Origin of the sequence: Psychrobacter sp. DAB_AL62B, from assembly GCF_028895345.1 — a bacterium.
Taxonomy (GTDB): domain Bacteria; phylum Pseudomonadota; class Gammaproteobacteria; order Pseudomonadales; family Moraxellaceae; genus Psychrobacter.
Genome location: NZ_SAXC01000003.1, coordinates 31104 through 45435, shown reverse-complemented (window position 1 = coordinate 45435; position 14332 = coordinate 31104). Strand labels below are relative to the sequence as shown.

At 43.7% G+C, this 14332-nt stretch carries 10 protein-coding genes; 2 read left to right on the top strand and 8 right to left on the bottom strand.

Annotation, left to right across the window (positions count from 1 at the left end):
* Window positions 1-36 precede the first annotated feature (36 nt).
* Both EPB74_RS05340 and EPB74_RS05335 read right to left on the bottom strand, forming a co-directional pair.
* Window positions 37-984: a c-type cytochrome gene (locus tag EPB74_RS05340; protein WP_274903202.1), complete on the bottom strand. Its 948-nt coding sequence runs from the start codon at window positions 982-984 to the stop codon at window positions 37-39.
* A complete protein-coding gene (locus EPB74_RS05335) occupies window positions 984-2369 on the bottom strand; it encodes a cytochrome c (RefSeq protein ID WP_274903200.1) in 1386 nt (461 codons plus the stop codon). The genes EPB74_RS05340 and EPB74_RS05335 overlap by 1 nt, the downstream gene beginning before the upstream one ends.
* A gap of 173 nt (window positions 2370-2542) precedes the next feature.
* Here EPB74_RS05335 and EPB74_RS05330 point away from each other — a divergent pair, with 173 nt between their 5' ends.
* Both EPB74_RS05330 and EPB74_RS05325 read left to right on the top strand, forming a co-directional pair.
* Window positions 2543-4684, top strand: a complete 2142-nt coding sequence (locus tag EPB74_RS05330; protein WP_274903198.1) for a sensor histidine kinase — start codon at window positions 2543-2545, stop codon at window positions 4682-4684.
* Between the two features lie 3 nt (window positions 4685-4687).
* Entirely contained in the window at window positions 4688-5302 is a 615-nt protein-coding gene (locus tag EPB74_RS05325) for a response regulator transcription factor (protein ID WP_089554076.1), read from the top strand.
* A 157-nt stretch (window positions 5303-5459) separates the two neighbouring features.
* On the opposite strand, the gene EPB74_RS05320 is transcribed toward EPB74_RS05325, so the two are convergent.
* The 6 genes from EPB74_RS05320 to EPB74_RS05295 all read right to left on the bottom strand — a co-directional run bounded on the left by EPB74_RS05320 (window position 5460) and on the right by EPB74_RS05295 (window position 14322).
* Window positions 5460-6254 (bottom strand): ABC transporter ATP-binding protein, encoded by a 795-nt coding sequence (locus EPB74_RS05320; RefSeq protein WP_089554077.1) that lies wholly within the window; start codon window positions 6252-6254, stop codon window positions 5460-5462.
* Window positions 6255-6338: 84 nt separating this feature from the next.
* A complete protein-coding gene (locus tag EPB74_RS05315; protein WP_089554078.1) occupies window positions 6339-7238 on the bottom strand; it encodes an ABC transporter permease in 900 nt (299 codons plus the stop codon).
* A 448-nt stretch (window positions 7239-7686) separates the two neighbouring features.
* Window positions 7687-8712, bottom strand: a complete 1026-nt coding sequence (locus EPB74_RS05310; RefSeq protein WP_274903196.1) for an ABC transporter substrate-binding protein — start codon at window positions 8710-8712, stop codon at window positions 7687-7689.
* Between the two features lie 136 nt (window positions 8713-8848).
* Window positions 8849-9892 carry an ABC transporter substrate-binding protein gene (locus EPB74_RS05305; RefSeq protein ID WP_274903194.1) on the bottom strand — a complete coding sequence of 348 codons (1044 nt, stop codon included), beginning with the start codon at window positions 9890-9892 and terminating at the stop codon, window positions 8849-8851.
* 607 nt (window positions 9893-10499) lie between these two features.
* The gene (gene metG, locus EPB74_RS05300) at window positions 10500-12602 is read right to left on the bottom strand and encodes a methionine--tRNA ligase (RefSeq protein WP_274903192.1); all 2103 of its coding nucleotides are present in this window, start codon (window positions 12600-12602) and stop codon (window positions 10500-10502) included.
* 304 nt (window positions 12603-12906) lie between these two features.
* Window positions 12907-14322: a GntP family permease gene (locus tag EPB74_RS05295; RefSeq protein WP_274903191.1), complete on the bottom strand. Its 1416-nt coding sequence runs from the start codon at window positions 14320-14322 to the stop codon at window positions 12907-12909.
* Window positions 14323-14332: the final 10 nt, after the last annotated feature.

Sequence of the window (14332 nt, the reverse complement as noted above, 5' to 3'; positions counted from 1 at the left end):
CATTGTTAGAATAATTGGCTACATTATAAATAAAATCTAATAGCGAGCATCTTTTGGTCTAGGCACTGTTGGCCAATCACCATCTTTTTTAGCAAAGTCAGGGCGCGGTTGATGGGTAAAGAACTCAGCCACATCGATAGCATCCTGATCACTTAAGACGTTACCGTGACCCCATAACCCTTTGGTTTGGATACCCATTGGCATGTTGTACTTAACAAAAGCAGCTGCTTTATAAGTACGTGCCATACCGGCACCAATATTAAAGGATTCATCACCCCATAGTGGCGGGAAGACGATATCGCCGCGGCTGTCTTTGATACCTTCGCCATTATCACCATGACAAGTGGCACACTGAGCGGCGTAAATCTTTTCGCCATGGACAGGGTCGGGTATCAAGGATTCATCAACTTTACCAGCGTTATCAATATTAACCTTTTGGGCTTTAGGCGTCTTTTGTGACAACCATTCCATATACGCTAACATGGATAGCATTTCTTCTGATTCTGGTTTTAAAGGCTTACCATTCATAGAGCGCTGGAAGCAACCGTTAATCCGTTTGGTCAAATCAACTTCTGTACCAGAACGTGGCATTACCCGTGGATAAAAGTTATGACTGTTGATATATGGGTCGCCAAGTGGGATTTTACCTTGGGCGATATGACAGCTGTTACAGTTCATCTCAGCGCCGACATTATCAGGTAATAGACGTTTGGTTTCGTTCAGTAAGCGTTTACCATAGATAATTTGTTCGGCGTTGGGTTCATCGGCAATAGAGGTATCTTGTGGCAGCACATAAGAGCCGATATCTGCGTTGGCATCGTCAGTGGTGACCAGCTTATATTCGACTGGATTACGCTCGGTAGGTTCTGGCTGTGAGCAGCCACTGATACTGACAGCAAGCACAGCGGCAGTAAGCACCGCTATAGAAAATCTGCGAGGGGCAACGCCAGCAATAGTGGACAAGTTGTGTGGTAATTTATTCATTATTTTGCTCCTTTTGCAGCAGCATCGAGACCATCAAGACTCAGGTCTGGGGCAATATCAGTGCCTGTTTTTGGTTTTTTGGCGAGGAATGCTCGCATTTTTACCACATCATTGACGGTAATTTCAGGGGCTTGATTGGTCCAGCTATTACGCACATAATTGACCACTTCGGCGATATCAGCATCGGCTAGATTGGTAAACTCAGGCATGGTAAAAGCCATACGGTCATGCGGCGTCTCAGGCATACGACCACCACCTAGGGTGATTTGTAGCACAGAGTCAGCTTCTTTAGCATAAACCGCACTATTGCCATCGAGTGCTGGGAAGATACGCGGAACCCCTTTACCATCGGCACGGTGACAGACGGTACAATATTCTACATAGAGTAGTGCGCCACGTGAGTCATAGTTACCATCTAATAATTTTTGCGTCGTAATATCTTTTTTCACTGGCAGCGTCGCTTCTTTATTAGGTGCAGGCGTCAGTGTTTTTAGATACGATGACATGGCATTCAAGTCAGCGTCAGTCATATATTGGGTGCTGTGCTCGACCACTTCTGCCATCGCGCCAAAGGCAGCAGTGGTATCAGTACGACCGGTTTTAAAGAAATCATTGAGCTCAGAGACCGTCCAAGTACCTAAACCACGATGCTCACCACGGATGCTTTTTGCGCGCCAGCCATCGATAACTGCACCGCTTAAATATTCTTCAGAATCCGCATTGGTTAAGGCGATTTCTTGGAAGCCAATACCACGGCCAGTATGACAAGAGCCGCAATGACCAGGGCCTTCAATTAGGTATTGCCCACGTGCTAAAACAGCGTCATCAGTCTCAGGGACAAAGTCGCGTTTACGGTCAAACAATACTTGCCAATAAGCCAGCGGCCAGCGCCAGTTTGCAATCGGTGGTAGCTCACTTTTCATATTGGGCTCATTCACCGCTTTGACATCTGACATAAAGAAGGCATACATCGCTGCTATATCGTCGTCAGGCATGATTTGGTAAGACGGGTAGGGCATGGCAGGATATAGGGCGCTATTGTCACTACGGACGCCGTGCTTGACGGCATTTTTGAAGTCATTAAAGGTATAATTACCAATACCTGTTTCTTTGTCTGGCGTGATATTGGTTGAATAAATCGCACCAAGCGGGGTCAGCATAGGCAAGCCACCCGCATAATCTTCACCACCAAGGGTAGTATGACAAGCGACACAGTCAGCCGTACGTGCAACATAGGCGCCCTGCTTAATTAAGGCAGGGTCAGTAATATTAACCTCAAGGTCACTGTTGGTCGTTCGCATATTCGGCAGTAGTTGTCCGATAATAAAGGCGACTGCCAGTCCGATAACTGCGGCAATAAGTATGATTAATGGCCACTTTTTCACAAGCACGCCCTCCGTAATGAAATAGTTACTGATCTTATTATTAGCACTTCAGGTATAAGGCTACTTGATTAAGCTTAGCTAATTAAAAGATACAATCTTGCTATATAGTATAAGATAAGCCGTAACATAGGCATATTGTGGAAAACCACATTTATTTTAAGGTTTTATAAGTAATGCAAATGCAGTGTGCTAAGCAGCAAGTTTTATGGTCCTTCATACTGCAAGTGATATCTGCCGTCGTGATGATGATTGCAATACTGGCTTTGCTCTTTCATAATCAAGCAAACGCACAAACCTATTATCTGGGTGTGCTTGCGCCGCAAGGAGAGTCTGTCGCTCAGCAGCGATGGCAGCCGTGGCTTGATACTCTTAATACTCAGTTATCAGATGACATTGTCGTGCTAGTGCCACTAGCGCTTGAGAATTGGCAGGAACAAATAGAGGCGCAACAGTTTGCCTTTGTGCTAGGGCCGCAAGTACAATTTATTAAAATGGATACGATGGGCTGGCGCTGGCTTGCGACCTTGCAAGCGAATACGCAAACGGTAAATTCAAATGAATTTAAAATGTCTGATGTTAAACAAGCTGACTTTAAAACTGATGAGCAATACAAGCTATATAGGCAACTGCAAAACGAGCTTGCGCTAGCTAAGGAAGCTATCGCTGATAAGGTAATAAATCAGCCTAGTGCGATGGAGCAAATTGCCAGTGTCTTGTGGGTAAAAGCTGATAGTGATATTGAACAATTGCGAGATTTAAAACAGCGTAAAGTAGTGGCGGTTGATCCCGATGCCTTTGCCGGTTATTTACTGGTAGCCCATTTATTACAACAGAATGGCGTGTTACCAAGCGACTACGAAACCCAGTTTGTCGGTTATCCCATTGAGCTGACTTTGAGTACGCTGGCAAGTGGTGCAGTAGATGCGGCGATAGCGCCGCTATGCTTAATGGAAGAGATGGCAGGGCAAGGGAAGATTGATCAATCACAGTATCGACCTCTCAACCCAGTCGCAACAGATTCTAATTGTCAGTCTTCAACCAAGATTTATCCCAATTGGACACTAGCCGCAACCAGTCAAGCGCCAATAGCGTTAACCGAGCAGATTAATCAGTATTTATTCGCTGCAGGAGCGCAAAGCAGCAATGGCAGCGCTAATACTGACATTAATAATATTGATGTTACTACTATGCATAATAACGCAGAGTTGCGCTGGCTAGCACCTGAATCAAACAGTGATGCTGAGCGTATATTGTATGAGATGCAGCAACATCCTGCCCAAAAACAGTTAGCGGTACATATTGTAGACTGGATAAAATCACATCGATGGTGGATGAGTATCATCGTTTTTATTATAGTAATATCAACAATTAACTATGGCTGGATGAGTTGGCTGGCATGGCGTCGTCGGCAACAAATACTCGCTCAAAACCGTCTCATTCGTGATTATGACCAGCAATTACGGCAGTCTGAACGTTTTGCGGTCATTGGTGAGATGAGTGGGGCGATTGCCCATGAAATTAATCAGCCGCTTGCCACCATTCAGAACTATGCCCAAGGTTTATTGATTCGTAGCCAAGATAATAGAATGGATAAACAGACAACAGAGAAAGAAACGGTAGAAAATGCCCTACAACAGATTGTAAATGAGACGGAGCGTGCCGCTGACGTAATCAGCAACATTCGACACTGGGCGGGTCGCTCTCAGCCGAATGAAGTTAGCGTTGATATTGCAGCGACTTATGAGCAGTGTATGTTGCTGCTGGGCGAAAAAGCAGTAGGAATTACTTTTTGGTTCGCAAGTGACTACCAGCAATTACGCCTGCCAAGCTTATTATTAGATCAACTGCTGATTAACAGTGTGCTTAATGCCCAGCAGCAGCAGGCAACACATATTATGTTGCGTTGTGAGGTGAAAGAATATAGGGGTGCGCGCTGGCTAGCACTACATGTCACCGATGATGCTGGTGGCTTTAATGATGCCCAACTTATGAAGAATGAGCTAAAGGATAAACCGCACCGTTATGCAAATCAGCAGTATAGCCCTCGTTCGACAAAAGCAGATGGCTTAGGGTTGGGCTTGATGATATGCCAGCGTCTATGCAAGTCGCTCGATGGCACAATGGAGATTACCAATGTTAACGCACGGCGTGAGCTTGCTACTATACAGGCGATAGATAGTCATTATCAACACCGCCTAAAGCAGTCCGTTTATAATAAAGCTCATCTGATTCAAACAGAAAGTAGCTATCTATTAACCCATGAGTTGGGCGCGCAAGTGTCCTTTTATTTACCATTATCTTTGGTCATAAGGTAGCGTATGACTTCTTTTGAGGTGCCAAGCGCGCAACTAGTCATTCATATTATTGATGATGAGGAAAGTGTGCGCCATTCGTGTGAGTTTTTGATTAGTAGTTTAGGTTTCCCTACCCAAGTTTGGGATAGTGCCTTAACGTTTTTGCAGCAAGTGGATATCTACGATCCAGCAGTAGTGGTGAGTGATTTGATGCTACCCGATATGAGCGGTCAGGAATTACAAGTGTATCTCAATAAACACGATAGCCCAATCGCATTGATTGCCTTAACCGGTAATGGCGAGATTGCCGATGCAGTCGCTATGCTCAAAAAAGGCGCTGCGGATTATTTAGAAAAACCTATCGGTAGCCGCCGTCTGCAAGAAGCTATTAATAGTGCTCAGACCTTGACCATCAAACGTGCCAAGCTCTACTATATTCGTACACTTTACACGCAGCTGACCGATAAAGAAAGACAGGTCGCCAATGAGCTGATGCAAGGTAATCTTAATAAAATCATCGCTGATCATTTAGATGTGTCTGTACGAACGGTTGAAGTCCATCGCTCGCAAGTGATGAAAAAGATGGAATCACAGCATGTCAGTGAGTTGATTCAAAAGTTGGTTATGCTAGATTCTTAAGCTTTAAGATGAAGTCTTTGAGATGAAGTTTTGAGACATAGCTTATTATTCTTAAATTTTATCCTTTTCCATAAAAACGCCTGCTATTAAGCAGGCGTTTTTGTCTTTTATGAAGCTGAATTTTTAGGGTTTTTTCGCAGCATTTAGCATAAGTTAATTAACTTAGAATCAAACTATCATCGTCAACTTTTTCACCGCGAGTTTGCTCAAACATATCGAGTAAATCATGAACGGTCATACCTTGACGCTTATCCCCTGCGACATCGAGTACTACTTCACCTTGGTGTAGCATCACCGTTCTTGTGCCATGCGCCAAGGCTTGTTGCATAGAATGAGTGACCATCATCGTTGTCAGCTTATTATCCGTCACGATTTTATCGGTTAGCTCTAATACAAAAGCCGCCGTTTTAGGGTCAAGGGCAGCCGTATGCTCGTCTAATAATAAAATCTTAGACGGTTGCAGCGATGCCATCAGTAAGCTGACTGCTTGACGTTGACCACCGGATAACAGTCCCATACGGTCAGTTAGGCGATTCTCTAATCCTAATTTTAGGACAGAAAGTTTTTCACGGAACAGCTCACGATTATTCGGGTTTAGGGCAAAGCTTAGACCACGTTTACCACCGCGTTTATAGGCGAGCGCCATGTTTTCTTCAATCGTTAGCGCTTCACAGGTTCCTGCCATCGGGTCTTGAAATACCCGTGCTACCCAATTGGCACGCTGATGAGCGGTTTTTTTGGTGACATCAATGCCATTAAGTAATATCGAGCCACTATCCACGCGCGTAGTACCGCTGACCGCATTTAAAAAAGTTGATTTGCCTGCGCCATTAGTACCGATAACTGTCACAAATTCGCCATCAGCAATGTTTAAATTGATGCCGCGTAGGGCAGGGTTTTCAATGGGTGTTCCCGGATTAAAGGTCAACCGTAAATCTTTGGCTTGCATCATAATTGTTATTCCTTACGCTTATTCAAACTTGGCGAGCCAAATAATTTTTATTGCTAATCTTATTGCTGTTTGTATTCATTAATCTTAAGCACGTAATTTACGGCTTAAAAACTTGGTTTTGGCTTTTGGTAACACTAAAGCAAATACTACTAACAGAGCAGTGATCAAGTTCAAATCTTGCGGGCCAAAGCCAATACTACGTAAGGTATCGCTCGATAAAGCGACTTGGATAAATAGCTTATACAGTATTGCACCAAGGATAACGGCAATTGTGATCAGCCAAATACGTCTGGCTGGAATGATAGTCTCACCGATGATGACAGCTGCCAGACCAATAACAATCGTACCGATACCAATAGAAATGTCCGCACCGCCTTGGGTTTGGACAAATAATGCCCCTGCTAACGCAATCAGCCCGTTAGAGATTGCCATGCCGATGATGGTCATCCACGAGGTATTGATACCTTGTGCCTGCGCCATGCGTAGGTTTGAGCCAGTCGCGCGCATAGAGAGACCTGTTTCAGTATTATAAAACCAATCTAACAACAGCTTAGCCAGTATCACTACCACGCCAATAATCAAACAGCGCATCCAATAACCATTGCCATCAGTAACCAGTGAGCTAAACACAGTTTTCTCACCTAATAATGGCAAGTTTGGTGCGCCCATAATACGTAGGTTGACAGAATATAGTGCCACCATGACCAAAATACTGGCAAGCAGCTGTAAGATACCCAGCTTGACGTGTAGCCAAGCGGTAACGATACCGGCGACAGAACCTGCAAGCATCCCAAAGGCGCAAGCAAGCCAAGGATTAACACCAGCAACGATAGAGATGCCAGCAACTGCGCCACCCAACGGAAAACTACCGTCAGCTGTTAAGTCAGGAAAATCGAGGGTGCGAAATGAGATCAGGACGCCAAGTGCCACGAGACCATAGATCAGACCACTTTCAAGCGCACCAAAAAAAGCAATTAAGGACATAGGAGATCAATAAGTCATAACCAAGCGTTTAGCGAATAGGCTACGGGTATATATAAATATAAATACCAGAATTATCTATTAGCGTAACGTCTAAGCGGTGAATTTAACAGATTAAACAATCTGCGGTTAGGGTAGACCAAAAGTATTGCAAAAACATATGACAATTAGCTAGCATTATAAGTGATTTTTATTGAAAGCTTGAGTCTAAAACGATCATTTTAAATCGTTGCCAGTTACTCCAGTCACTTAAGTTTTAAGTACTTAAAATATAAATACCAAAAAATAAGCCCAGCTGATTGAGCGATAGCTGGGTTATTTGTGTTGAACAGGTTGTAATTAATAGTATTACGATAAAACTAACGACCAGCACGCATTAACTTTTCAATTAGAATGGTTAATTAAGCGTGCTCTATAGCCGTCTATTTTATTCTGTAATTGTTAAAAAGCGCTATTCTACCACTTCTTTAGCTTTATCGATAACAGCTTGCGGTAAAGTTATCCCTTGCTCTTTAGCATGTTTCGGACTGACATATAAGTCAAGAACCTGCGGCGTATATACTGGGATTGCACCTGCTTTTTCACCATTTAAGATGCGTACGACGATTTTGCCAGTTTCACGGCCAAGATCATAATAGTTAACGCCTAATGCAGCAATAGCACCGCGCTCAACTGAGCTGGTATCAGAAGCAATTAACGGGATTTTACTTTCTTTAGCGACTTGGTACAGTGACTCGTAGGCTGAGACGACGTTATTATCCGTTGAGGTATAGATCATATCGACCCTACCTTCAAGGCTGCGTGCTGCCATAGCGATATCAGTACTGCGCTGGGCAGGAGCTTCATGTACCTTGATACCAAGTGGTGCTAGTTTCTCTTTTAGGTTTTTTAAGATGATCGTTGAGTTGACTTCACCTGGGCTATAAACGTAGCCGACATTTTTTAAGCTAGGAATGATTTGGCGCATCAACTCGATTTGTGGCTCATAAGGAAGTGCATCAGAACCACCGGTGACGTTAGTGCCAGAGCCATCAAGTTTTGACACCAGTTTAGCTTCAACAGGATCGGTGACTGCTGAGAATACTAAAGGAATACTGCTGGTCGCAGCAGCTACTGACTGGGCTGATGGTGTACCAATAGCGATGATAACGTCTGAATTGTCTGCGACGAATTGCTTGGCAATCTGACCCGCCGTCGCGGTATTACCTTGCGCGCTTTGGAAGTTGACTTTTAAGTTCTCGCCATCTTTAAAACCGGCTTCGTTTAGCTCATCGATGACGCCTTTACGCACGTCATCGAGGGCTGGATGTTCAACGATAGCGGTAATCGCAACCGTTTTCATCGCAGTTTTGGCATCGCCACTAGTCGCAGTGTCATCAGTGCCAGCATCTTTTGCTGGCTGGTTACAACCTGTCAAAATTGCGGTACAAACACCGCCCAATAATAGAGCTTTAGCAAAACGATTTTGATACAACATGGGTCTTACTCCTGAAAATAATAATGTGTCCGTACATTATATAAAAGATAAATAAAGGGTAGTGCTTACAGCGGTTATAAACAGTGCTTGTTATAAGTTATCTATTATCTGTTCATTACTACAATTCCAACAGCGATTATTTGCTGGCAGTTTTTGCTTTTTCATCAACATTAATGCCGTTTTTGAGCATATCAGCTGGTAAGCTCACACCTTGCGCTTTGGCATGTTTAGGGCTGATATACAAGGTTAAATCGTTCATCACTTCAGGCTTAATGGTATTGACCGCTTCACCATTTAAAATCCGGTAAACCATCTTGCCAGTGACACGTCCAAAATCATAGTCATTGACGCCAAGCGCTGCAGTTGCACCGCGTTGGACGCTGAATTCATCAGAGGCAACGATTGGAAGGCGAATCTCATTGGCCGCTTGGGTCATCGCTTCAAAAGCTGAGGCGACATTATTATCAAATGAAGTATAAATGATATCGGCGCGCCCTTGTAAGCTGCGTGTTGCCATCCCGATATCGGTTGGGCGGTTGGCCGGAATATCTAATAACGCTAGATTTCTTGCTGGTAATGCTTTTTTAAGCTCATCACGTAGCGATACAGAGTTGGCTTCACCAGGACTGTAAACGTAACCGATAGTTTTCAAATCGGGCTTAATTTTCTGTAACAAATCTAACTGCGGCTCTAAAGGTAATTGGCTTGAGAGTCCGGTCAAATTACTTTGAAAAGGTTCGCCGTCTGCCGTAATAAGTTTGGCACCAAGTGGGTCTGAAACAGCGGTATACACAATCGGTATCGTCGTAGTTGCGGCAACGATAGACTGTGCTGATGGGGTAGAGATAGCCACAATTGCATCGGGATTATCACCAACGAATTGCTTAGCAATCTGTCCTGCTGTGGCGGTATTGCCTTGAGCGCTTTGAAAGTTAACTTTTAGATTTTGACCTTCGATGTAACCATTATTTGCCAGCTCATCAATGATACCGCGACGCATATCATCGAGCGATGGATGCTCAACAATCTGAGTGATAGCCAACGTTTTAGCGGGTTTTTCTGTAGTGACAGCACTGTCAGTTGTGGTGGCAGTGTCGGTAGAGTTAGAGCAGCCTGATAATCCAAGCGCGGCGCTAATAGCAGCGCCAAATAGGCTGAGGCGTAGGGTAGTAAAGGTCATTTTATTCTGGCTCGTAGGTTAGAAAATGCAGGTTACCCGAGTCAATGCTATGCGTATACTGAGATAACGGGCTAACATCAAAGTGATCAATCCATAGATCATTACGTTCATATTATGACAGTAATGTAACTTATGGCAATAAGAAATTGAAGCGTATTCGTCACGAGTATTAATAAGGCGTGTGTTGAGTGTTTTATTAAATGATTTCTCATTTATTTTAACCATAAAAAAGATGCCACCTAGGACATCTTCTTTATGGTCAAGTTTGTTGTTTGGTTATTAATCGAAAATACGCCATATATTGCTAAATAACCACCAAAGCAAGCGTAATGGAATCTCGACTATATCAATAAAGTCAAACCAATCCCATATATGCGAAGGCTCTGAATGACGGTAACGTCGTGAGCGATTTATCTCCGCCGTATATATGAATAATAAGGCGCTAATAATACCGCTGCCAATAGCCATCCAAAGGGCGGTTATATCGTTGCTAAAAAACCAATAAACAAGTAAGCCAAAGGTTAAATAAAGGAGAATATCTGCCAACAGTCTTAGCAATACCATTGTTATTCTCCATTATTCAATGCATCAGTAATAACAATGCTATTTAGGCCAGTACATCGCCGATAACACAGTTATCAGGTAGTGTAACGACTGTTAGCTGGGTTTTTGGATTGCCTGTCGATAACACCATGCCTTCTGAGATACCAAACTTCATCTTACGCGGCGCAAGATTGGTCACGCAAATCACCTTTTTATCAAGCAATTGCTCAGGCTCATAAAATTTACGAATACCGCTAAAGACATTGCGCGGCTGATCTTCACCTACATCTAAGGTAAATTGCAGTAGCTTATCAGCACCTTCGACATAGTTACATGCTATGACATGAGCCACTTTCATCTCAACTTTTGCAAAATCGTCAATACCAATGTAATCGGCTTGCTCTGCACTTGCATCAGTATCTTTCGCTGCTGGCTGAGTGTTTTTAGCCACTGGTTTTGCGTCTTGAGCAGCGGTTGGTGTCGCCGTTATGCCTAATGATGCTTTTGAGTCCTCAACCATCGCTGCAACGTCTTTTTCTTCAATACGCTGCATCAGTGGTTTGAATTTACTGATTTTATGACCAAGTAACCACTCATTACGACTGGCAAAACTTAAATCATCAATGTTTAAGAATTCTTTGGCATTGGCGGTCAGCTCAGGCAATACGGGCGCAAGATATACCATTAATTGACGGAAGATGTTAATCGCTACTGAACAGACGTCTTGAACTTCTTGCTCTGAGCCTTCTTGCTTAGCAAGTGACCATGGTTTTTTCTCGTCGATATACTCATTCGCTTTGTCCGCACATTGCATGATTAAGCGCATGGCCCGCGAGAACTCACGGTTTTCATAAGCGGCGGCAATCTCGTCGCCCGTTTTGGTGATATCTTCTAATAAACGCGGCTCTGCACAAACCTCTGTTAGCATGCCGTCGTATTTTTTGACCAAAAACCCAGCGCTGCGACTGGCAATATTGACCACTTTACCGACTAAGTCAGAATTGACCTTTTGCATAAAGTCTTCTAGATCAAGGTTGATATCTTCAACTTTGTCAGACAACTTGCTGGCAAAATAATAACGCAGATATTCAGGATGTAGATGCTCAGCGTAAGTGTCAGCCTTAATAAAGGTACCACGTGACTTACTCATTTTTTCGCCATTAACCATTAAGAAACCGTGAGCAAAGACACCGGTTGGCGTACGGAACTCACTACCAGCAAGCATTGCTGGCCAAAATAGCGCATGAAAATAAACAATATCTTTACCAATGAAGTGATAAACCTCAGTTTTATGCTCGTTTTCTTGCATCCAGTAACGGTCAAAATCAAGCGCCTCATCGGTACCAGCACGCTTCTCGCATAGGTTTTTAAAGCTTGCCATGTAACCGACAGGCGCATCAAGCCAGACATAGAAATATTTGTCTGGCTCATCGCTTGGGGTATCTGGAATCTGAAAGCCAAAGTAGGGTGCATCGCGCGAGATATCCCAGCTGGTCAGTCCAGCGTCAAACCATTCTTGTAGTTTGTTGGCGACTGACACTTGTAGGCGATTGTCACTACGCGTCCAATCTTTTAAGAATTGCTCAAACCCAGGCAAGTCAAAGAAATAGTGCTTAGAGGTTTTAAGCACAGGCGTGGCATTTGATAACGTTGAATGCGGATCTTTCAGGTCTGTTGCATCATAGGTAGTACCACATACTTCACAGTTATCACCATATTGGTCTGGCGAATCACATTCAGGGCAAGTGCCTTTGACAAAACGATCGGCTAAAAACAGTTGTTTTTCAGGATCAAATAGTTGCTCGACGTCGCGGGTAGAGATATGCCCAGCGTCTCTAAGGCGACGATAAATCAGCTCAGAGCATTCTTTGTTTTCTGCAGAATGGGTTGAGTGATAATTATCAAAATCAATCAAAAACTTAGCGAAATCAGCCTCATGAGCGGCTTGTACATTGGCAATTTGCTGCTCTGGAGTGATGCCATTGTCTTCGGCTTTGAGCATGATGGCCGTACCATGAGCGTCATCAGCGCAGACATAAGTGACCTGATGACCTTGCGCCTTCATCGCTCGCACCCAAATATCAGTTTGGATATACTCTACAAGGTGCCCCAAATGGATGTCGCCATTGGCGTAGGGCAGGGCACTGGTTACTAGAATCTCACGCACAAAATCACCTATATTTTTATATAAACGGATTGATTATCAATAGAAATTAAAAAAGTGTGCCTATGATACCGTAATTCGGCTAAATTTGTGATATTCCTCAGTAATTAATACGGTAATTAACTCTACACGTCCTATAGAGTGTCATTCTTTTATGAGACGTCGATAGTCATACTGTCTCTAGTTAACTATGATCGAACCGCCATAAAAAACCCACCAAGTAATTGCTCAGTGGGTTTTTAGTATTAAGTGATAATCATGAAACCTAATGGTTTATAGCTACTTATTATGGATTCATTTAAATGAATTAGAATGACCCAAACAGCGTACCTAAAGTAATGACTACTGCTACGGCAATCAGTGGAATAACCATGGTGACCATTGCCACGTTCAAATAGGATTGTTTATGCGTCAGACCACAAATCGCCAGTAAGGTAATGACTGCGCCACTGTGTGGCAAGGTATCTAAACCACCCGCTGCCATCACAGCGACTCGGTGCATCAGCTCTGGATCAATACCAGCGGCGACTGCCATTCTTAAATAATCTTCACCCAATGTCGATAGCGCAATACTCAAACCACCAGACGATGAACCAGTAATCCCCGCTAGCGTAGTCATAGCGACGGCTTCTGAAATCAATGGATTATCAGGGGTTAGGTTTAAGATACTATCACGAATGATGAGAAAGCCTGCCAATGAGGCGATAACTGCGCCATAACCTACTTCTGATGCCGTGTTAAAAATCGGCAACATCGAATCGTAAGTACCACGGTTGATGGTTTTTTGCAGATTTGTCCAATGACCGATACGCATGACGATTAGCACCACACAAGCTACAACCAATGAGATAATAATCGACCACAGCCCGAGTGAGCCTGCGATATTCAAGTCTGGGAACTGGGTCTGTAAGCCACTAAAGTCCATCGATGGGAAGATGAAGTAAGTCAATAAAGCGTTTAGACCGATAACCAAGACCAATGGAATCATGGCAACGGTAAATGACGTATGATGCGTACTGAGCAAATTAGTATCCGCTGTAGTTCCACCAATACCGCCCACATCACTATCATCATGCTGACCGTAACCTTCACCTGCTGCATTGGCTTTTCGGGCTCGTGACTGCAACCATAACCAACCACAGATAAACATGATAGTACCGCCGATGATACCCAAAATAGGCGCGGCAAATACGTTGGTATTGTAATAAGGAATCGGAATGGCATTCTGAATGGCGGGTGTGCCTGGTAATGCCGTCATGGTAAAGGTGAATGAACCTAGTGCAATCGCTGCTGGAATCAAGCGCTTAGGAATATCTGCGGCTCTAAACAAGTCTTTGGCGATTGGATAAATGGCAAATGCCACGACGAATAACGACACGCCGCCATAGGTCAAAATGCCACAAACTAGAATCACTGACAGAATAGCTTTGCTGGCACCAAGCTTTTCGACCACGGTATTGGCAATCGCTGTTGCTGCGCCAGAGTCCGCCATCAAACGCCCAAAAAGTGCGCCCAATAAGAAGATAGGAAAGAATTTGAGTAAGAATCCACTCAATGCGCCCATAAATACATCGGTATAGGCGGGAATAGTGCTTAGAAAGTCACCTGAAAGTAGTACCGCTAAAGCGGCCATAATCGGTGCCAAAATCAGCACGGAATAGCCGCGATAAGCAAAGAACATCAATAATAACAAAGTAATAACGATAGAAAATGTACTAAACATGACCGCCCTC

Coding starts and splice junctions, on each gene's coding strand:
- EPB74_RS05340 (WP_274903202.1), bottom strand. CDS start 984: ATGAATAAATTACCACACAACTTGTCCACTATTGCTGGCGTTGCCCCT.
- EPB74_RS05330 (WP_274903198.1), top strand. CDS start 2,543: ATGCAAATGCAGTGTGCTAAGCAGCAAGTTTTATGGTCCTTCATACTG.
- EPB74_RS05325 (WP_089554076.1), top strand. CDS start 4,688: ATGACTTCTTTTGAGGTGCCAAGCGCGCAACTAGTCATTCATATTATT.
- EPB74_RS05320 (WP_089554077.1), bottom strand. CDS start 6,254: ATGATGCAAGCCAAAGATTTACGGTTGACCTTTAATCCGGGAACACCC.
- EPB74_RS05315 (WP_089554078.1), bottom strand. CDS start 7,238: ATGTCCTTAATTGCTTTTTTTGGTGCGCTTGAAAGTGGTCTGATCTAT.
- EPB74_RS05310 (WP_274903196.1), bottom strand. CDS start 8,712: ATGTTGTATCAAAATCGTTTTGCTAAAGCTCTATTATTGGGCGGTGTT.
- EPB74_RS05305 (WP_274903194.1), bottom strand. CDS start 9,892: ATGACCTTTACTACCCTACGCCTCAGCCTATTTGGCGCTGCTATTAGC.
- EPB74_RS05295 (WP_274903191.1), bottom strand. CDS start 14,322: ATGTTTAGTACATTTTCTATCGTTATTACTTTGTTATTATTGATGTTC.